The following is a 21170-nucleotide window of genomic DNA, read 5'->3' as shown; positions in this document are numbered from 1 at the left end:
CAGAACGTAAACCACCATGGCAAAAAAAAAAGTCCTTATAATAAGTTATTACTGGCCTCCAGCTGGGGGGCCAGGAGTGCAACGCTGGTTGAAATTTGTTAAATATTTACCAGAATTTAATATCGAGCCTATTGTTTATGTTCCAGAACAACCTAATTATCCTTTAATTGATGAGAGTTTAGTTGATGAAGTTTCTAAGGATTTAGAAACGATAAGACAACCTATAAAAGAGCCCTATCGATTAGCAGGTTTGTTTTCTAAAAAAACTTCTAAAACCATTAGTAAAGGAATTATTTCAGAAAACAACAAGCAGAGTGTGATTGAAAAAGCACTATTGTATATTCGTGGTAATTTTTTTATTCCAGATGCTAGAAAAAATTGGGTGAAACCTTCGGTGTCTTATCTTTCAAAATATATCTTAGAGCAAGGTGTTAATACGGTTATTACCACTGGCCCTCCGCATAGTCTGCACCTTATAGGTTTGCAGCTCAAAGAAAAAACAGGAGTGAAGTGGTTGGCAGACTTTCGAGATCCTTGGACTACCATAGGTTACCACAAACATTTAAAACTAACTCAAAAAGCTAAACAAAAGCATAAAGCCCTTGAAAAAGCAGTTTTAAACACAGCCGACCAGATTATTGTAACGAGTACTGTCACTAAAAAAGAGTTTGAAGCCATTACAACAAAACCTATTGCAGTTATTACAAATGGATACGATACCGAGTTTGTTGGCGAAGTGGTGTTAGATTCCAAGTTTTCTATAGCACATATTGGGTCTTTATTGTCTAAAAGAAATCCAGAAATTTTATGGCGAGTTTTAAGTGATTTAGTTAAAACTAACAAAACGTTCGCTACCCATTTTCAACTTAATTTTGTTGGTACTATAAGTGAAAATGTATTAAATTCTATTGCAAATCACGGTTTAAGTAAGTATGTAAATAATGTGGGTTATGTGTCGCATAGTGAGTCTATTGTGTTTCAGAAGAAGTCACAAATATTATTATTAATAGAAATCGATTCAGAAGAAACTAAAGGTATTATTCCAGGTAAATTATTTGAGTATATGGTTTCAAATAGGCCTATTTTAGCCTTGGGACCAAAAGGATCTGATGTCGAAAAAATTATTACAGAAACCAATACGGGTAATTATTTATATTACGACGATTATCAAGCTTTACAAACGATTATATTAAAACACTATAAAGCTTTTTTAAATAACACCTTAGAAAGTCATCCAATTGGCTTAAAAAAATATAGTAGAAAATCTTTAACCGCATCGTTATCTAAACTATTGTAATGGGCATTGTAGCAAAACAATCATTTAAAAACATACTATCAACCTATTTGGGGTTTTTAATTGGCGCTGTAAACACCTTGTTTTTATACACCAAATTTTTAAGCGACGAATATTACGGTATGGTAGGGTATATGCTGTCTTTAGCTTATGTTATCATGCCATTAATGGCGTTTGGGGTGCATAATACTTTAGTTAAATTTTATGCATCTTTTAAGTCTGCACAGATGTTAAATAGTTTCTTAACATTGATGTTGTTTTTACCTTTGGTCATTATCTTGCCACTAGTTCTTATTACTCATTTTAGTTATGAAATGATAGGAGAATTTTTATCACGAGAAAACCCAATTATTAAAAATTATTTATGGCATACTGTGTTTATCGCCATAGCCTTAGCGTATTTTGAAGTGTTTTTTGCTTGGACAAAAGTGCATTTGCAAACCGTTTTTGGTAATTTCATGAAGGAAGTATTTCATCGTGTAGGAACTATGATGTTGTTGTGCTGTCTTTTTTTTGAAGTTATAGATGTCGAGCAGTTTATGGTGGGGTTAGTTGTGGTTTATATTTTAAGAATGCTAGTAATGAAATTTTACGCATTTAGCATAAGATTCCCAGTGATGGTGTTTAAAAAGCTTACGAATTTAAATGCCATTTTAAAATATTCGTCCTTGATTATTGTTGCGGGCTCTATCGCTACAATGTTGTTAGATATTGATAAAGTGATGTTGGGTTATTATGTGCCAATTGAACAAATAGCTTACTACAACGTTGCTATTTTTATTGCGGCCGTTATTGCTGTTCCACAGCGATCAATGCATCAAATATTACTGCCCTTATCTGCTAAGTACTTAAACGAAAAAGATTTTAGTGCTTTAAAAGATTTGTATAAGCGAAGCTCGTTAAACCTTTTTGTTGTGAGTGGTTTTATTTTTTTGTTGATTGTACTTAATGTTAATCAGCTTTATAACATTATTCCAGAAGAGTTTAACGGTGGTCTTTTTGTGGTGTTTTTAATTAGTTTGGCTAAATTGTTTGACGCTGTTTTAGGCAGTAATAATGCTATTCTGTTTAATAGTGATTATTACAGAATGGTATTGTTTTTTGGAGTTGTTTTAGTAGTTGTTATGGTGTTATTAAACATGGCTTTTATTCCGTATTACGGTATTAATGGTGCTGCATTGGCGACATTTTTGGCTATTGTATTCTATAATATTATTAAGTTGTACTTTGTTTATAAAAAATTCAAAATGCTGCCGTTTAGTACAAATACCTTAAAAATAGGAGCGAGTATTTTTGTTGCCGTTTTACTATTTTATTTTTGGGATTTTTCTTTTCATCCCATTATAAATATCCTTTTAAAATCTGCGCTTATTACAATTTTATATGCATTTGTAGTGTACTTCTTTAGGTTTTCAGAGAATATAATATCGCTTATTGATAGTGTTATAAAGCGTAAATAATACTTTTTAGTTTCTATGAAATTCCATCTTCAAACGCCTTTACTACCGGGGATTTAAGCTAAATACCTCATAAAAAAGAGAATCCCCACGAATATGCTTTGAGGCACACTTACCGTGGGGATTTCCAACTAACCAACCAAAATTTTTACGATCCCCTCCTAGAGGTCGATCTTATATTATTGTTACTAGATGTATTCCTACTTTGTATAGCTCGTTGTTTACTTTGCACAGACCTTGAAACTGATCTTTGAGTCGACTTTGGTTTACTCGATCTCGTAACTGTGCGTTGTGCAGTTTTAGGTTGGTATGACCTAGTTCTTGGGGCTACATCTTGTTTTTTTCTTGTCGTATTTGATATTTTATTATATCTACGAGAATTTATGCTGTTTGGTTTTTTTGTAACCTCAGTTTTTCTGTTTCTTGCATTAGTTCTTTGCTTATTAGAATGATTTACTGTATTTCTATTAAGGTTCGCTCTTGTGTTGTTAGCAGTATTTCGAACATTTTTAGATCTTATATTTTCATTTTTAACAGCTGATCTTCTGTTTATATTTTGAGAATGTACCCTCGAACTTCTGTTTGTATTTAAAGCTGTATTTCGATTTCTTGTGGTTGTTTGAGTTGCCTCTCGTCTATAATTTACGCCACTGGTAATATGTGTTCTATTTCTTGCGCTTCTGTGCGCTGTTGCATAGCTTCTGTTTCTATGAATTTTAGATCCACGCCTTGTGGCAATCGCCGTTCTTGGTCTGTAGTTATTATAAAACGGTCTCTTATACGCATATCGTATTGGTGCGTAATGTTTCCTGTAGGGTCTGTTGTAAACTACACAGTGCTCGTAGGCTGGAACGCGATAATATCTGTGCCAAGGTCTGTAAACATACCTTCTGTTGTAAATGTTTATAAAACCAGAGTAGTGGGAAAAAGAGCGATTTCTATTATAATATACATGCAGTCCACCTACACGATTTAGGTGTCCGTAATGGTTATAGCTAATATTTACCCGGCCTATTTGGTTAACTCTACCGTAATAATCATAATAAATAGGCGTGTTTTCAATTTGAATAATGGCGCCGTATTCATCGTACTGCACATAAGCGTTGTAATTGTAACCCGAATTAAAACTAATATTCACATTTGGCGAACCAATAGATACGTTTAAGCGTGAATTATTTCGTAAAATATTAAAATCGAATTGTCCATCACGAAATATTGAAAACTCAATGCCATCTTCTACAAAAATGAAAGAATTACCATAACCCCTCGAAAATGTAGACTCTTTAAAACTAATTTTTTCAGTTGTGGTTGCTGTAGCAGTAAACCCTGTAAGGACTAAACCTGCTATTAAAAATATAATTTTTTTCATAATTGTATGTTTTAATTATCATCTGACAGTGTATTTACAAACAACGTGCCATAAAATAGTTTAGCTTGTAAGTATCTTATAATCAATAAGTAGGTATGTGAACGAATGAGTTTATCTCTCTAAAAAATTGTGGACTGTTTATAAATATTAGAAATAAATCTCCAAAGGTTTCGAAATACTGAATATATTAGAAGCTGGTTTTTAATTATAGCTTATCATCACGACCCGATAAACGGAGTTGTTAAATTATTGGAAATGAATATTAGCATTTAATATTGACGAGGAGCCTAAGGGAATCAAAAAAAAAGAATCAGAGGCTCATTACAATATGTAATTAGTTTCAAAATAATATTAAAAGACATTAAATAAAATTATAAGAAATAATTTAAACAAGTATCAATGAAGAAATTTGACAGAAGAAGTTTTATTAAAAAAACATCACTTACAGGGGCAGCTTTGAGTTTAAGTAGCATGCTTCCAGCTTACGCCAGTAACCATCCTTTTTTTGAAGATGACAGTAAATATATGGGAGGGTTTAAAGCTCCAAAATTAGATAAAGTACGTATAGCGCTAATAGGAGTAGGTGCACGCGGAAGTGGTCACGCCGTTCAATTGGCGTCTATTGAAGGCACAGAGATTGTAGCTATAAGTGATTTGTATGAAGATTGGGCGAATAAGTCTGCCGATAAGTGCAAAGCTATTGGAAAAGGCCAGCGCCATAAAAATATTGCCGTGTATCATGGTGCGGAAGACAAATGGAGGCAGATGTTAGATGAAGTCAAGCCAGACGCCGTGTTCATTTCTACAAATTGGATAAATCATGCACCCATGGCTATAGAATCGATGAAAAAAGGAGCACACGCCTTTGTTGAAGTTCCTATGGCTCTAACTTTAGAAGAAATGTGGGATATTGTTTTCACTTCAGAGCAAACCCAAAAACACTGCATGATGTTGGAAAATGTTAACTATGGAAGAGATGAGCTTTTGTATTTAAACATGTGCAGACAAGGCGTAATTGGTGATCTTTTACATGGTGAGGCTTCTTATATACACGAATTGAGATTTCAAATGGAAGAGCAGGAAAGAGGTACCGGATCATGGCGAACGCCTCATTATGCCAAAAGAAACGGAAATCTTTATCCCACGCATGGTTTAGGTCCCGTAGCTCAATATATGAATTTAGCAAGAGCCGAAGATAATTTTAAAAGTTTAGTGTCCTTTTCTACACCAGCTCTAGGTAGAAATTTATATGCTAAGAAAAATTATGCGGAAGATCATAAATGGAATAAACTTGACTATCAAGGGGGTGATTTAAATACCTCAATTATTAAAACCACTTTGGGTAGGACCATTATGGTGCAATGGGACGAGACTAGTCCGAGACCGTATTCCCGACATAATATGGTGCAAGGCACAAAAGGTGTTTTAGCCGGATTTCCTACGCGAATAGCTTTAGAAGGCGGTGTCGAGGGAGCGACTAAAGATCATCATAGGTGGGCTCAAGGTGAGCAGTTAGCAAAAATTTACGAAAAGTACGAACACCCACTATATAAACGTGTTGGCGCGTTGGCCGAAAAAATGGGAGGTCATGGCGGCATGGATTTTATGATGCTATTTAGAATTGTTGAATGTTTACGCAACGGTGAGCCATTGGATCAAAATGTATACGAAGGTTGTCTATGGAGTGCTGTTACACCTCTAAGTGAGCGCTCTGTAGCTCAAGGCGGTGCCCCTCAAGCTTTTCCAGATTTTACCCGAGGTAAATGGAGAAATACAGAGCCGCTTTCAATTATAAAGTAAAAATATGAGTTATTTTAATCCGTTTTGCATTTTGAAATTTATTCATTTTTAATGATGGAATGTCTCGAAAGGATGCGTTTACTTAAAATGCAGAACGGATTATTTTTACGATGATTAATATAATAAAACTTCTCCTTATTCTGTGCAGAATTTTCTGTTGAAATTGCTGCTCTCATACAATACCGAATTTTAATTTTAAAGCTCGAGGTAAAGTGAGCGAAATACAATTCTAGTGCGGTCAAAGAAAGTTTGTATCAGAAAATCTTTATTGGTGTCTGATTTTATAAACGCACTAAAAAGTCCGATTTTATTCAGAAATCAATTTTTATTTTTTGCTCAGAATAATGTTCCTGCCGTTAAGCGATTAATAAAAACCAATTTCTTTAATACGTTTAGTACTATAATATCAGGAGGTCTTTAAGTTAAACCTATCTTGTTTAAATGCCATTGTGTTCTTAAGATTTACTAAACCCAGTCAAGCTTTAAGTTTTGTATATCTCTGGTATATCAGTATTTGGAATATTACGCATTTGTTAATATTTTTTCATTAGTGTCCGATTAAAAATATTAAAATGCTGTCCATCCTTTTAAAATTAAGAACTTTGCACGTTTTTTAAAATGTCACCTTGCTTATTTGAAATAATTATTAAGATTTAAAGGAGCCATTTTGTTAATTTAAAGTATTTCTGTTTATCAGTTAGTTAGAATCAAGTCTTGGTTCTTATGTCTATTAGCGAAGCGGTCTTATGTCTTTTGTCGGACATTAATGAATTTTTTTATATTTTTATAGGAAGCATTAATTTTAATGGGAAAACAATATAATACTTGTAAAAACTGCGAGGAAAATTTTGAAGAGGGTTTTTTGTTTTGTCCGCATTGTGGGCAAAAAACAAAAGAAGAGCTTACTTTTGGCGTTTTATTTTACAATACAATAAATAATTATTTTTCGGTTGATGCACGCTTTTTTAAAAGCTTTTTCCCCCTGTTATTTAAACCAGGGTATTTAGCACGTCGTTTTATTGAGGGAAAGCGGTTACTGTATTTACATCCTGCGAAATTATTCTTGTTCGTTTCAATAGTGTTTTTCTTTTTATTGACAACGACAGTTGTTAGAAATCAGGTTCAAGAAATAGATACTGTGTTAAAGAAAACATTAGAAAAACCTTTAATTTCTGATGGTTTAAAAACTAAAACGCAACAAGTTTTAGACTCCGTAAAAATAGATAGTGTTTTGCTTCCGTTGAAAGAGAAAAATATTTCAGAAATAGACAGAAAACGGGCTAAAACATTAGATTCTTTACTTTCTGGAAATGCTTCTAATGAAACCCTCTATAAAGCTATGGGAATGGATGAAGACGCTGGATATTTTAAAAGAAAGTTTTATGAACAAAGTCTAAAGTTTTATAAGCAACGAAATGGCGGAGAAATTTATGAAGCAATAATTGACACAATACCACTATCGTTATTTATTCTTTTGCCAATTTTTGCCTTAATTTTAAAACTACTTTTTTATAAAGGTGGTGCGTACACTCATCATTTAGTATTTAGCTTATATTACTTTTCATTCTTATTTACTATTTTTAGCTTTATACTTATTGTAAATTACTTTTGGGACACATCCTGGATAGGTTTTTTGCTTTTATTGTCTACCTATTTTTATCTTGTTATAGCAATAAAACGTTTTTATAAAAAGGGGTGGTTTTCAACTTTTTACAAATCTGCTTTAGCGACTTTTGTTTACTTAATGATTGTTATTCCAATAGCCATAGTTATTATTAGTCTTGTTGGATTTTTCTTTTACTAAAGAAAAGCCTATAGTTTTTCCCGTAGATACTTACCAATTTCAGAGCTTTTAGATTTTACAATGGCTTCGGGAGTGCCTACAGCAACTAAATTTCCACCCGTTTCACCTCCATTTGGGCCTAAATCGATAATATAATCGGCGCATTTGATAAGTTCTAAATTATGCTCAACAACAATAATGGAGTGTCCAATTTCAATTAAAGCCTCAAAAGATTTTAAAAGCTTTTTAATATCGTGAAAATGCAAACCAGTTGTGGGCTCGTCGAAAATAAAGAGGGTTTTATCTTTCTGATTGCCTTTACCTAAAAATGTGGCTAGCTTTATGCGTTGTGCTTCACCACCAGAAAGGGTAGACGAGCTTTGCCCTAAGGTGACATAGCCTAAACCTACATCTTGCAAAGGTTTCAATTTCGCTTGAATTTTAGTTTGATTATTTGCCTCAAAAAAAGCTACGGCATCGTCGATAGTTAAATTTAAAATATCGTCGATATTTTTATCGGCAAAAGTGACTTCTAAAACTTCTTTTTTAAAACGTTTACCACTACAAGTTTCACATTCTAAATGTACATCGGCCATGAATTGCATTTCAATAGTTACTTCACCTTCACCTTTGCAAGTCTCACAACGTCCGCCATCTACATTAAAAGAAAAATGCTTAGGTTGGTAGTTTCTTATCGTGCTTAATTTCTGTTTTGCGAATAGCGCTCTAATATCATCATAAGCCTTAACGTAGGTTACAGGGTTAGAACGTGAGGAGCGTCCAATGGGGTTTTGATCGACGAATTCTAAGTGTTTAATATTAATGAAATTTCCTTCGATTGCCGAAAATTGACCTGCTTTATCTCCAAAATCTGTCAGTTTTTTTTGTAATGCAGGATACAATATTTTTTTAACCAAGGTGCTTTTTCCGCTTCCAGAAACCCCCGTAACAACGGTTAACATGCCTAAGGGAAAACGTACATCAATATTTTTTAAGTTATTTTCTCGAGCACCTATAATATCGACATAATATTTTGAAGTTCGACGTGTTTTAGGTACTTCTATTTTTAACGTTTCATTTAAATATTGAGCCGTTAACGACTGGGATTCTAAAATAGCATCAAAAGTACCTTGAGCTACAATATGGCCACCAAGTGTTCCCGCCTCTGGTCCTATATCAATTATATTATCGGCAGCTTTCATAATATCCTCGTCATGTTCAACTACAATAACGGTATTTCCTAAATCTCGTAATTGTTTTAAGACTAGAATTAAACGTTCGGTATCTTTTGGGTGTAATCCAATGCTGGGTTCGTCTAATATATACATGGAGCCTACGAGGCTGCTACCTAGGGAAGTGGCGAGATTAATACGCTGACTTTCACCGCCAGAAAGCGTGTTTGATTTTCTGTTTAAAGTTAAATAATCTAAGCCCACATTAGACAGAAACAGAAGCCTATTGTTAATTTCTTTTAAAAGTCTATTTGCGATTTTAGTATCGTAGTCGTTTAATTCTAATTGCTTAAAAAAAGTCCTTAATTTACTTAAGGGCATTTCAACTAAATCTGTAATAGTTGCTTCGTTTATTTTTATATAATTAGCTTCTTTACGTAAGCGTTTACCCTGGCAAGCTTTACATTTAGTTTTTCCGCGGTAACGCGATAACATCACCCGATTTTGAATTTTATAAGCTTTAGATTCCAATTCGGCAAAAAACGAATTTAAGCCTTCAAAATACTTGTTACCTGTCCAAATAAGTTGTTTTTGAGCCTCGCTTAGTTCAAAATAAGGTTTGTGCACCGGAAAATCGAATTTATGTGAGTTATTCACCAATTGATCTTTATACCAACTCATGCTTTCGCCACGCCATGGAAAGATAGCGTTATCGAAAACAGATAAACCCGTATTGGGTATCACTAAATCGTCGTCGATGCCAACAATATCTCCATAACCTTCACATTTTGGACAGGCGCCGTAGGGGTTATTAAAGCTAAATAAATGGACGTTAGGTTCTAAAAAAGTAAGGCCATCTAATTCAAATTTATTACTAAAGACACGCTGTTTGTTATCGTTAAGGGTTTCTATGATACATTCACCTTTACCTTCAAAAAAAGCAGTTTGTACAGCATCGGCTAATCGGTTAAAAAAATCTTCTTCATGTCTTACTATAATTCTGTCTACAACCAGAAAAACGTTTTTTACATCGGTAAGAGCTTTTGCTTCGTCAATTCTTATAACCTTGTTATTTGCTTTTATTCTGGCGTAACCTTGTTGGTTTAGTAATTTAAGTTTATCGGCCATAGTGCGGCCTTCTTCTAAATGGATAGGAGCGAGTAGCAGTAGCTTTTCACCATCGGGAAATGCCTTTAAATAGTTTAAAACATCAGTAACTGTGTCTTTTTTTACTTCATTTCCAGAAACGGGAGAATAGGTTTTTCCAATTCTTGCGAATAATAGTTTTAAATAATCGTAAATTTCTGTAGTTGTTCCTACAGTAGATCTTGGGTTTGTAGAATTTACTTTCTGTTCGATAGCTATGGCTGGGGCTATACCTTTTATATAATCTACTTTGGGCTTGTTTAGTCTGCCTAAAAATTGACGGGCATAACTCGATAAACTTTCCACATAGCGTCTCTGGCCTTCGGCATATAATGTATCGAAGGCTAAGCTAGATTTTCCAGAACCTGATAATCCAGTAATAACCACTAATTTATTCCGAGGAATGACTACATCGATATTTTTTAAGTTATGCAATTTAGCACCTTTTATAATGATGTTATGTTTTGGGTTTACTTCAGAAATATTAGTAATCATAGGCTTTGAAATAAATTAGTGTGCAAAGATACCACAAGTAAATCAGCTAAGAAAACAGAAAAATGTTTAATAACATGTTAAAAAAAATAGATAATTATTGCTTTCTAGGAACGATTGTTGTTATATTTGGTTTTGAAATTAATTAGAAAATTAGACTTGCCTATCGCACAATATTACTTTTAAGAATTTAACCCCATGCAATGCGTATAACGTTATTGCTTTAAAAGTAATTATTATGCAAAACAAACTTGTATCTGATGCTGTTTTAGTAAACAGCTATATAAAAGGAGATGAACGTGCTTTAGAAACACTTGTAAACCGACATAAACAAAAAATTTATAGTTTTATTTATTCTAAAGTTTACGATCGCGATATTACTGAAGATATTTTTCAAGACACTTTTATAAAAGTTATTCGTACACTTAAGCGCGGTGCATACAACGAAGAAGGTAAGTTTTTACCTTGGGTTATGCGTATAGCTCATAATTTGGTTATAGATTTTTTTAGAAAGAATAATCGTATGCCCAAATTCGATAATCATGGTGATTTTAGTATTTTTTCTGTGCTAAGTGACTCTAGCTTAAATGCAGAAAAAACCTTAATTAAAGCGCAGGTAGAGCAAGATGTAAGACGCTTGGTAGAGGAGTTGCCAGACGATCAAAAAGAAGTGTTATTAATGCGTATGTACAACGATATGAGTTTTAAAGAAATTTCTGAAAGAACTGGGGTTAGTATTAATACCGCTTTAGGACGTATGCGCTATGCCTTGATTAATTTACGTAAGATAATTGAAAAGCATAATATAATTTTAACTGATTAAAGCAATAAAGTAAGATTTACTGCGTTTTTTAGTTCTAACCAAGCATATAAAAATGGGAAAATTTTACTCTAAAGCCTCAACTAAAAATTTACACGATTTAACGCCAAACGATCAGACCATTAGTTTTATTTTAAACTACTCTAAGAGTTTAAAGGTTGTTAATTTAGAAAAACTAAAGTTCGAAATGATTTTAAATTAGGCAGAAGTTAAAAAGTCTTAGCCAATTTGGTTAAGACTTTTTCTGCTTATAATATTCTTTTATCACGCTTTTTCTTCCTACGGTTTTAGTAATAATATCTTTATCTAAATCCCAACCTCTTGCAGGAGAATATTCTCGTCCATACCAAATGATTTGTAGGTGTAAATCGTTCCATAATTCTTTAGGGAATAAGCGTTTAGCGTCTTTTTCGGTTTGAACCACGTTTTTTCCGTTGGATAAATTCCACCGGTACATGAGTCTGTGAATGTGCGTGTCTACGGGAAACGCTGGTATGCCAAAGGCTTGAGCCAGAACAACCCCCGCAGTTTTATGGCCCACGGCTGGTAATTCTTCAAGTGCTTCAAAAGTTTGGGGTACTTCGCCGTTGTGTTTTTCAATAAGAATTTGCGACAAACCGTATATGCCTTTGCTCTTCATAGGAGATAAACCAACAGGTTTGATTATTTCTCTAATTTCTTCTACACTAAGCTTAACCATATCGTAAGGGTTATCGGCCTGCTCAAAAAGTAAGGGTGTTATTTTATTTACACGAACATCGGTGCTTTGAGCCGATAGTAAAACTGCAATAAGCAAGGTATAAGGGTCTTTGTGGTCTAGTGGAACAGGAATTTCTGGATATAATTTATATAAGGTGTTAATTATAAAGTTTACGCTTTCTTGTTTGGTCATTGGGTTGTATTTTTACATGAATTCTACGTTATCGTTTTGACTTATTTAATACAATTAATCAAAACAATAACTTTACTAACAAAGTTAAGCAATATGAAAGTGTGTAGCGAAATTTTAAATCAGAAAATGATTTTTCAGTCGAACACTAAAAAGCGAGTTATTAATAACTAAATTTAAAAACATATGAATACATTAAAAGTAGGCGATAAGGTGCCAAATTTTGAAGCTTTAGATGAACAAGGCAACCGTATTAATTTAAAGGATTATAAAGGTAAAAAGCTTATTGTGTTTTTTTACCCAAGAGCCAGCACACCAGGTTGTACTGCCGAGGCTTGTAATTTAAGAGACAACTATGATGTTTTAAAAGAAAAAGGCTATGAATTGCTGGGCGTAAGTGCCGATTCTGCTAAAAAACAGTCCAATTTTAAGAATAAACACGATTTCCCCTTTCCTTTGTTAGCCGATGAAGACAAAACCGTAATTAATACTTTTGGCGTTTGGGGCCCTAAAAAGTTTATGGGTAAGGAATTTGATGGCATTCACAGAAAAACGTTCATTATTGATGAAAACGGACTAGTGGAACGGGTTATTGACAAAGTTAAAACAAAAGACCACGCGGCGCAGATATTGGGGTAGTGGGTTTATAATAGATCGCATTCCAAAATCAGTCGAAAACAAGTTTCGAATGATTTTGGAATGGATAAAAAATGAATCGGACAGAGTTTAAATTACAACTACCTTTTTAAAGGAAGAATTAGAGTTGTGGCTTGTATTTATTAATGAGCAACAACAGTTACTGCTACTTTGTATAGTTCATAATTATCGGGACTGTAAACTATTTTATGTTTTTGCTCTTAGTTAGTTGAAAAATGATTTTGAAATTCATAGGCAAAAAATTTACTTTTAAATTTTTATTTTATGAACTCAGAATTAGAAAAACAATTAGACGCCTTGATAGGCAAAATCAGCAACAAGGAGGACTTTGACCATGTCAAGGAACAGTTGCTTAAACGTGGTATTGAATCGCTTTTGAAAGCTGAGATGACCGCCCACTTAGGGTATCAAAAAGGTAGTCCGGTAATTGAGAACAACCAGCGTAACGGCTTTTCAGAGAAGACCATCAAGACTCACAATGGAGAGCAACGTATCAAAATACCCAGAGACCGTCAAGCCAGCTTTGAGCCGGTTATTGTTCCCAAACATCAATCCATCAGTCAAGAATTAGAAGATTGTATTCAATTGCTTTACGCCAAAGGCATGAGCAATAGCGATATTATTGATTTTATCGAAAGCACCTATGGAGTGCAGTATTCCACATCACAGGTATCCATTATCACCAATCAATTATTGGAAGACATCAAACATTGGCAGAACAGTCCTTTAGAAGATGTATATCCCATAGTTTGGATAGATGCTATTCATTATAAAATACGTCAGGAAGGCAAGGTGATCTCTAAAGCCTGTATGATAGTTTTAGGGGTAAATACCGAAGGGCAACAAGATATTTTGAACATGAGTATTGTAGAAACAGAAAAAGCAGCTGCCTGGATGTCCATTTTAGACGATCTGCGCTCTCGAGGCGTAAAAGACATCTTCTTTCTGTGTTCCGACAACCTCTCTGGATTGGATAAAGCTGTAGAAGCTATTTTTCCAGATAGTATTCGTCAAATATGTATCGTACATCAAATTAGAAACTCATTAAAATACGTGAGCTATAAAGACCGTAAGCCAATTATGGTCGATATTAAAGCTATTTATCAAGCCGATAATGAGAAATTTGCTTTAGAGGCTTTTGAAGTATTTAAACAAAACTGGGAAGATAAATATCTCTCTGCCGTACAGTCGTGGGAAAACAATTGGGACAATTTAACCGTCTTCTTAAACTACCCAAAAGAGATTAGAAAACTCATATATACGACCAATATCATTGAGAGTTTTAATGCCAGTTTAAGAAAATATACACGTAACAAAAAAGTCTTTCCAAATGATGATGCAGCCCTGAAATCAATATATTTAGCAGCTCAAAGTATCAGTAAAAAATGGAAGAAAACCCGATTTAAATGGGGCCAAATTTACAATCAATTGTATATTTGTTTTCCAAACAGGTTATAATCAATATTATTTTAACCTATGAATTTTGAAATTATTTTTCAAAAACACAAAATTTTGGATAAACTCTAACAGAAGTACAAATGCTAATGCAGAGTCTTTTAATGCAAAGATCAAATTATTTAGAGCTAACTTAAGAGGTGTAACAGATACCACTTTTTTCCTCTTTAGATTGCACAAATTATTTGCTTAATCCCCAAGAAATTAACCTGACCCAGAATTACTCACAAATACTACTAAACCAAATAGTAATCAACTCGTTCTATAATTTCTAAGAGCTGATTATTTAATTATAAAGGTTCGTGCTTATTGCAACATTTTAATCAGTTTTATTTCTTTATTATTGTTTTCAAGCCTAATATATTTTTCAGAAATTTCGATAATTTTAAATCTGTCAATTTGATTTTTTATTGCTTCTGGATGTCCAAAACCCTGAATTACAGATTCGTTCATAAAAACATCGATATTATAATTTATATCAAAATCTAAATAGATAATCTGTTTCGCTAAAAACTCCCCATCAATATGGATTTCTAATTTATCTTTTCGCTTCTCTTTTTTAAATTTTAGAACCGCTAGCCCATTTTTATCAGATTCGGTCGATTTACGTTTAGGGAAAGCATAAACCTGCATATTATATAATGGCTCATGGTTATAATTATAAATGTTTAATTTAATTTGAATTGAATCTTTAAAATTATAATATTTCTTTGCTTTAAAATAGCTTTCTTCTTTTAACTCAGTTAAATCATAATTTAAAAATAAACTATCATTCTTTATAGTATAATGACCTTGCCCATAAGACTCTGTCCCTAAGTCTCCGCCTTCTTCAAAAGTAAATGTGCTATTTATGTCAAAAGTATAGTCTGTCCAAAAATATCCTGTTCCATCAACCATGGAATATTTGCCATTAATTTTTTGTTGTGCAGGCAATCTTGAAACATTTAACAAAAAGGCTAAAACTATAAAAAATCTAATTACATTTCGTTCCTTTCGCATCACTATTATTTTTAAGTTCGTTAACTACTATATCTGCAATATCTTGTCTATTGTTTGCATTAGGTTCTAATTCTTTAAATGCATCCGTTTCTGATGTTATTAAGCCCGTATTGGGATCTGTTTGAAATAAACCTCCCCAAGCCATAGATTTATAATAGCTCCAACCAAGGCTTCCACCAGTACCATATTCTTTATCCCACTCATATAAAGAATAGCCAATTGCACCTACATATTGTCCCATATATTGTTCTATGAATAATGCGTTTTCTATTTCAGAAAAAATATCTTTTGCACATGGGTTTGTAAGCTCATTAAAAATATGATCCTCATCTTCCAAAATCTTCACACAATCGTAGCCAATTTTTACTTGTCCAAAAAGACAAGGCAATTGGTCTCCTACGTCATCATTATTATCAGAATAATTTCTTTGATTTCCTGAATAAGTAGGGCCTCTTTTACCGCTACTAGTTCTTGAGTCAAAATAATTGACATATCTATTATTACCATTTGGTGTCCAAACCCATCTTACTGTATTGGCGTTATATTCCGCGGTGTAGGCAGCATTTATTGTTTCGCTACTTATACCTTAAAACTTAGAATACAACCAATCAGTTTCATAAGTTACAATATTATTTTCCTTTTTTGAAACAACAATAATTTTCAATATTGAATGGTTAATGGGTGCAGGAGGTTTGAAACCTTTTTCATTCATAATTTTATTAGATACCTTTAAATACTCTTGATATTCCAAATCTATTAGCGTTTCTACTTTATTAAATTCAATTTTTTTAAATTCATTAAGTGATAAGCTAACTTTTTTATGCTTAATAGGTTTGTATATAAATATTTGATTATCAATTTTAAAAACAATTTCTCCACCTTCTGTTTTTTGTAAATCGTTTGTACAATCATTAAGTACGTAGATAACAGGTCTCAATATTTTTTCTCCACCTTTATAGAGTTTATAATATTTTGAATTATTATATTCTTGAGCAAAACTGAGAAAATGGACATTTAAAATTAAGAAAAATAAAATTTTTGATTTCATGTCTAAAATATACTGTTTTTAAATTTAAAATAATACAACGAACTTATTGGGGCTAATCTAGTTAAAACCAAAGTTTTTGGACTACCTAATAAATTTGGTACTATTTTTTAAGCTACATTTTTATTGTTTTTCATTATTAATTCTGCTTCCATTTCCATTGGAGATTTATAGTCTAAAGCGGAATGAAGTCTTTTACAATTATACCATTTAATGTACTGTTCAATAACTTTGTAAGCGTCTAAATAGTAATTGAAAACATATCTATTTGTACATTCGTATTTTATTGTTTTAAATAGGCTCTCTGCAACAGCGTTATCCCAGCAGTTCCCTTTCCTGCTCATACTTTGCGTTATTTTCTTACTAGAGTTTAAAACGCTGGTCATTTTATTCGACGCATATTGTACGCCTCTATCGGAATGAAAAATATGATTGTTAGTTATATCCCTATTCTTTCTAGCTTGTAACCAAGCTTTGTAAACGGTGTTTTCAGTATCCATATTTTCAGTCAATACCCAGGATACTATTTTTCTATCTGCTAAATCTAAAATAGTTGTAAGGTAATTCCATTGACCACCAACTTTTATGTAGGTAATGTCTGAAACCCATTTTTCGCCTAACTTTGTGCTTTTAAAGTTTCTGTTTAGCATATTGTCTGCTAGAGCAAAAGTATGATTAGAGTCGGTTGTACAAACTCTAAACTTTTTGCTTAGTACGCTCCTTAAACCCAGTGATTTCATAATTAAAGCGATATAGGACCTTGAGTAAACAATGCCCTCACGTTCCAATGATTTTTGGATACGTAAACTGCCATAAATTTGTTTGCTATCGTTAAAAATAGCTATAACCCTTGATTTTAAATGAGAAACAGAACTTTTCTGACCTTTATATTGTCCAACACGTAGCCAAGTGTAATAGCTATTTTTACTAACTCTCATGCACTTACACATCTTTTCAACAGGAAATAGACCAGTATTAAGTTTAATAAACCGGTATATTACTTGTCGCTCTTGGAAAAGATGCTTACCGCCTTTTTTAATATATCACGCTCTAACTTTACATCCTTTAATTCCTTTTCTAAGGCCTTAATTTTAAGCATTTCTGATTGGCTGTTATCTTGTGAAGTTGTTGTATTAAACTCTTTGTCCCATCTATGGATGGAAGCTTGACTAACCCCAAACTCTTTCGTGAGATCCTTTACAGATTTACCTGAATTTAACAATTCTACTAAGGTTTTTTTAAAACTTTGATCATAAACTATTCTACCCATTTTGCTAAGTTAATTTATTCACTTAAAAACGTACCAACAAAACTAGACATTCCAGATTTTTTTTATATAACTATAGATTTGGGTTTTCTAACGACTTGTAATTTAAAAAGAAATTTTTAAAATACAGTCTATTTTTCTTGTTTATTTTTAACTTTCAGCTCTGTTTGGTGCACTTTTCTCAATTTTTCGTTATTAATTTGCTAAGTTTATAAGTTCTTGATAATGAAAATCAGTCTATGAGTATATGTGTCTTCGGTAATGAGTTTAACCATTTTTATCGTTTTTCATACGATACCATTTTACATAAAAATCACGGCTTTATCTATATTATTGAATTTCGTTAATTAATGATTGGGACTTTTGATGGCATTCACAGAAAAACGTTCATTATTGATGAAAACGGACTAGTGGAACGCGTTATTGACAAAGTTAAAACAAAAGACCACGCGGCGCAGATTTTGGGGTAAGTGTGCTTGTATGCAAACAAAAAGAGGCGCTATTTTAGTAATAGTGCCTCGATTTTATAGATTATAAAAATCCTATTTTTTTGTTCTTTTTTTAAGGGTTAAGGGTTTTAAAGGTTTTCGAGAATAGCCAAAAAGCCTATAGTCTTTAATTAAATCGGCTGTACCTTCAGGCACCATATCTTCCCAACCACGTTCTCCACTTTCAATTTTATTAAGGATGTCTCTAGAGAAAACATTCATGATACTGGTATCGTAATCTTTAATATCGACTACTTTACCGTTGTATTTAAAAAACTTGTAAAGTTCTTTCATACGTGGGTGTACTTTTAAATTTTCGCTAGTAATCAATTCTCCTGTTTCAGGATCCATCATCGGATATAAATACACTTTAATATCTTTAAAGAATAATTTGCCGAAAGCCTCCAGAATACCGCCGCTTAAATGGCGATAATATTTCTCGTCGAAAATTTCAATTAAATTATTAACGCCCATAACTAAACCCATTCTAGCTTTGGTGTAACGCGAAAAATATTCAACGACTTTATAGTATTCCTGAAAATTGGAAATCATTACCGACTGCCCAAGTGAGCATAATAAATCGGCTCGATCCATAAAATCCTGTTCGTCTATTTCACCTTCCGCACGCAAGTTAGACAAGGTGATCTCGAAAACGACTTCGGTATTATCGGCATTTACTTTATTCTGTTTAACAAACATCTCGTAAGACTTCTTGTACATAGCCATATTCACCCTCGTAACAGGCCTGAAACTTCCGCGTAAGGCTAAAATATTTTTTTTGTAAAACACTCTGGCCGGAAGTACATTATTGCCATCGGGGCCAAACATAACCGCATCGGTCATTCCGTTTTTCACCAATTGTAGGCTCATTAATCGGTTATCGACATCTTTAAAAATAGGGCCAGAGAAGTTAATCGTATCGATTTCTAATTGATCTTTATCTAGGTTATCGTAGAGGTACCTCAATAATTTTTTTGGCTCGTTGTACTTGTAAAACGCTCCATAAATAAGGTTAGTACCCAAAGCTCCTAATGTTTCTTGCTGTAATCGTGTATCTGTTTCTTTAAAACGAATATGAAGAATGATATCGTTATAACCGCCCTTAGGGTCTATTTGATACTTAATACCTACCCAGCCGTGTCCTTTAAATTTTTTAGCAAAATCTATTGTTGCTACGGTATTGGCATAAGAAAAGAATATTTTATTCGGGTGTTTATCTCTCTTAATACGTTGCTCAATCAGTTCCATCTCGTAGGCCAACATTTTGCGCAAACGAGATTCTGTAACGTAACGCTTATCGTCTTCTATACCATAAACGGCATCACTAAAATCTTTATCATAAGCAGACATGGCTTTCGCGATAGTTCCAGAAGCCCCGCCAGCTCTAAAAAAATGACGACAGGTTTCTTGTCCAGCACCAATCTCGGCAAAAGAACCATAAATATTTTCGTTTAAATTTATACGTAAAGCTTTAGTTTTTAATGAAGGTACATCATCAAACTTTTTATCTCCTTTAAGGGTGATTTCCATTTGTTTGTTTTAGTGATTACTGATATACACAAAGATACCAAATAACCAAAGCAAATAAAAAAATAAGCTTATTTTTGTGTTTAAATAAATGGCATTTTGAAAATCACATTTCTTGGCACAGGTACATCTCAGGGTATTCCAGTAATAGGGTGTAAGCATCCGGTTTGTTTAAGTGATAATCCAAAAGATAAACGCTTACGAGTTTCTGTTCTAATTGAATGGAACGATTTTGCTTACGTGATAGATTGCGGTCCAGACTTTAGGCAACAAATGCTTAATTGCGGATGCGAGAAAATTAACGGTATTTTATTTACTCACGAACATGCCGATCATGTTGCTGGCATAGACGATATTAGACCCTTGTGTTATATGAACGGGGACATGCAAATTTACGCACATGAGCGTGTTATAGAATCCATAAAAAACAGGTTTGCCTACATTTTTGTTAAGGAAAACAAATACCCAGGATCGCCCACAATAATTACTAATAGCATAGAAAACAAACCCTTTAATTTGTCAGGAATGGATGTGATACCTATTAACGCCGACCATTATTTCGTTCAAGTTTACGGGTATAGATTTAATAATTTTGCGTATTTAACTGATATTAAGACTGTTGATGATCAAGAGCTTGAAAAACTAAAGAATCTAAAAGTTCTAGTTCTTAATGCGCTGCGTATAGAACCGCATATTTCACATCTTAATCTAGATGAAGCTTTGGCCTTTGTTGAAAAAGTAAAACCAGAAAAAGCGTATTTTACTCATATTAGCCATCTTTTAGGGTTCCATGATGAAGTAGAGAAAACATTACCACAAAATGTTCACTTAGCTTACGATGGTTTGCAATTAGATATTTAAAAACAGTATTTAACAGAGTTAAAACTAAAATAGTACGATTCTCAAATTGACCATAGTCAAAATAAAAATTAAAAAATGAAGCAAAAAATCTTAATGTATCTGTTTGTTTTTACCGCCTTGTTAGTGTTGTTCCAATACGTTAATGCTAAGCGAACATTCGATAAATTAAACATTAAATTAGATTTATATAGAGAACAATCGCAAAAATACAAGGACTCTGTGGCGGTTTTGCAGGATGATATATTAAAACTGTCGCATTTTAATTTAGAAAGAAATGAAGACGCTATTAGTTATTTTGAAAATGAAGGATACCAAGTTTCAGAATTAATCCCTTTTATTAAAGATGAGTTGTATAGATTAAATGCGGTTACTGGCGAACATCCTATTGTACCTTTTTCGGCAAATGAAGGAAAAAAAATGATGATTAACACCGTAAAGTTATTAAACCACAAATGGATTATTGCTGATTTTTCTGATGGTATATATTGGGGAGAAATCTTTTTAACTTACGAAGTTTTAGAACAGAATAATATAAAGTTTACTGCAGTAGAGTCGTTTTTATATCCGTTCGATTGAAGCCACCTTTTCTTGAACTATTTTTTAGTTTAATCTGCGAATTTATTGAAAAAATTGACCTTAAATCTCGACC

18 protein-coding genes and 2 pseudogenes are annotated in these 21170 nt (G+C 33.0%); 12 read left to right on the top strand and 8 right to left on the bottom strand.

Going from position 1 to position 21170, the window contains the following annotated elements:
• Nucleotides 1-16: 16 nt before the first annotated feature.
• On the top strand, nt 17-1297 hold the full coding sequence (locus FEZ18_RS14370) for a glycosyltransferase (protein ID WP_153268966.1): 1281 nt from the start codon (nt 17-19) through the stop codon (nt 1295-1297).
• Nucleotides 1297-2754 carry a lipopolysaccharide biosynthesis protein gene (locus FEZ18_RS14365; RefSeq protein WP_153268965.1) on the top strand — a complete coding sequence of 486 codons (1458 nt, stop codon included), beginning with the start codon at nt 1297-1299 and terminating at the stop codon, nt 2752-2754. Before FEZ18_RS14370 ends, FEZ18_RS14365 begins: the two co-directional genes overlap by 1 nt.
• Nucleotides 2755-2899: 145 nt before the next feature.
• On the opposite strand, the gene FEZ18_RS14360 is transcribed toward FEZ18_RS14365, so the two are convergent.
• The gene (locus FEZ18_RS14360) at nt 2900-4120 is read right to left on the bottom strand and encodes a hypothetical protein (protein ID WP_153268964.1); all 1221 of its coding nucleotides are present in this window, start codon (nt 4118-4120) and stop codon (nt 2900-2902) included.
• A gap of 399 nt (nt 4121-4519) precedes the next feature.
• Between FEZ18_RS14360 and FEZ18_RS14355 the strand changes: the two genes are divergently transcribed.
• Together FEZ18_RS14355 and FEZ18_RS14350 are read left to right on the top strand one after the other, a co-directional pair.
• Nucleotides 4520-5920, top strand: a complete 1401-nt coding sequence (locus FEZ18_RS14355) for a Gfo/Idh/MocA family protein (RefSeq protein ID WP_153268963.1) — start codon at nt 4520-4522, stop codon at nt 5918-5920.
• An 805-nt stretch (nt 5921-6725) separates the two neighbouring features.
• Nucleotides 6726-7724, top strand: a complete 999-nt coding sequence (locus tag FEZ18_RS14350) for a DUF3667 domain-containing protein (protein ID WP_153268962.1) — start codon at nt 6726-6728, stop codon at nt 7722-7724.
• 8 nt (nt 7725-7732) lie between these two features.
• Here FEZ18_RS14350 and uvrA read toward each other — a convergent pair whose 3' ends face one another.
• The gene (uvrA, locus tag FEZ18_RS14345; RefSeq protein ID WP_153268961.1) at nt 7733-10516 is read right to left on the bottom strand and encodes an excinuclease ABC subunit UvrA; all 2784 of its coding nucleotides are present in this window, start codon (nt 10514-10516) and stop codon (nt 7733-7735) included.
• A gap of 235 nt (nt 10517-10751) precedes the next feature.
• Here uvrA and FEZ18_RS14340 point away from each other — a divergent pair, with 235 nt between their 5' ends.
• Together FEZ18_RS14340 and FEZ18_RS14615 are read left to right on the top strand one after the other, a co-directional pair.
• Nucleotides 10752-11336: an RNA polymerase sigma factor gene (locus tag FEZ18_RS14340; RefSeq protein WP_153268960.1), complete on the top strand. Its 585-nt coding sequence runs from the start codon at nt 10752-10754 to the stop codon at nt 11334-11336.
• 52 nt (nt 11337-11388) lie between these two features.
• Complete coding sequence (locus FEZ18_RS14615; protein ID WP_194269489.1) at nt 11389-11535, top strand: hypothetical protein; 147 nt, start codon at nt 11389-11391, stop codon at nt 11533-11535.
• Between the two features lie 30 nt (nt 11536-11565).
• On the opposite strand, the gene FEZ18_RS14335 is transcribed toward FEZ18_RS14615, so the two are convergent.
• The gene (locus tag FEZ18_RS14335) at nt 11566-12225 is read right to left on the bottom strand and encodes an endonuclease III domain-containing protein (protein WP_153268959.1); all 660 of its coding nucleotides are present in this window, start codon (nt 12223-12225) and stop codon (nt 11566-11568) included.
• Between the two features lie 183 nt (nt 12226-12408).
• On the opposite strand from FEZ18_RS14335, the gene bcp reads away from it, so the two are divergent.
• The 3 genes and pseudogenes from bcp to FEZ18_RS14785 all read left to right on the top strand — a co-directional run.
• On the top strand, nt 12409-12861 hold the full coding sequence (bcp, locus tag FEZ18_RS14330) for a thioredoxin-dependent thiol peroxidase (protein WP_153268958.1): 453 nt from the start codon (nt 12409-12411) through the stop codon (nt 12859-12861).
• A gap of 282 nt (nt 12862-13143) precedes the next feature.
• Complete coding sequence (locus FEZ18_RS14325; RefSeq protein WP_153268957.1) at nt 13144-14337, top strand: IS256 family transposase; 1194 nt, start codon at nt 13144-13146, stop codon at nt 14335-14337.
• A 67-nt stretch (nt 14338-14404) separates the two neighbouring features.
• Nucleotides 14405-14527: pseudogene (locus tag FEZ18_RS14785) on the top strand (DDE transposase); the annotation flags it as partial.
• A 113-nt stretch (nt 14528-14640) separates the two neighbouring features.
• Here the strand turns inward: FEZ18_RS14785 and FEZ18_RS14315 are convergent.
• From FEZ18_RS14315 to FEZ18_RS14300, 4 genes are all read right to left on the bottom strand, one after another.
• A complete protein-coding gene (locus FEZ18_RS14315; protein WP_153268956.1) occupies nt 14641-15267 on the bottom strand; it encodes a hypothetical protein in 627 nt (208 codons plus the stop codon).
• Between the two features lie 40 nt (nt 15268-15307).
• Nucleotides 15308-15721: a hypothetical protein gene (locus FEZ18_RS14310; RefSeq protein ID WP_153268955.1), complete on the bottom strand. Its 414-nt coding sequence runs from the start codon at nt 15719-15721 to the stop codon at nt 15308-15310.
• Nucleotides 15722-15919: 198 nt separating this feature from the next.
• Nucleotides 15920-16381 (bottom strand): hypothetical protein, encoded by a 462-nt coding sequence (locus FEZ18_RS14305; RefSeq protein ID WP_153268954.1) that lies wholly within the window; start codon nt 16379-16381, stop codon nt 15920-15922.
• Nucleotides 16382-16488: 107 nt separating this feature from the next.
• Nucleotides 16489-17648 (bottom strand): IS3 family transposase gene (locus tag FEZ18_RS14300; RefSeq protein ID WP_410505112.1). Its coding sequence is split into 2 segments (ribosomal slippage): nt 16489-17417 and nt 17417-17648, totalling 1161 coding nucleotides; the frame shifts between segments, so codons are not numbered across the junction.
• A 359-nt stretch (nt 17649-18007) separates the two neighbouring features.
• On the opposite strand from FEZ18_RS14300, the pseudogene FEZ18_RS14780 reads away from it, so the two are divergent.
• Nucleotides 18008-18115 (top strand): annotated as a pseudogene (locus FEZ18_RS14780) (peroxiredoxin); the annotation flags it as partial.
• Between the two features lie 72 nt (nt 18116-18187).
• Here the strand turns inward: FEZ18_RS14780 and FEZ18_RS14295 are convergent.
• On the bottom strand, nt 18188-19663 hold the full coding sequence (locus tag FEZ18_RS14295) for a TonB-dependent receptor (RefSeq protein WP_153268953.1): 1476 nt from the start codon (nt 19661-19663) through the stop codon (nt 18188-18190).
• A gap of 96 nt (nt 19664-19759) precedes the next feature.
• Here FEZ18_RS14295 and FEZ18_RS14290 point away from each other — a divergent pair, with 96 nt between their 5' ends.
• Together FEZ18_RS14290 and FEZ18_RS14285 are read left to right on the top strand one after the other, a co-directional pair.
• Entirely contained in the window at nt 19760-20521 is a 762-nt protein-coding gene (locus FEZ18_RS14290; RefSeq protein WP_153268952.1) for an MBL fold metallo-hydrolase, read from the top strand.
• A gap of 75 nt (nt 20522-20596) precedes the next feature.
• Nucleotides 20597-21097, top strand: a complete 501-nt coding sequence (locus FEZ18_RS14285; protein ID WP_153268951.1) for a hydrolase — start codon at nt 20597-20599, stop codon at nt 21095-21097.
• Nucleotides 21098-21170 lie beyond the last annotated feature (73 nt).

This window comes from Oceanihabitans sp. IOP_32 (assembly GCF_009498295.1).
Classification (GTDB): Bacteria; Bacteroidota; Bacteroidia; order Flavobacteriales; family Flavobacteriaceae; genus Wocania; species Wocania indica.
The sequence above is the reverse complement of the archived record's forward strand: the minus strand, read 5'-3'. Positions and strand labels throughout refer to the sequence as shown.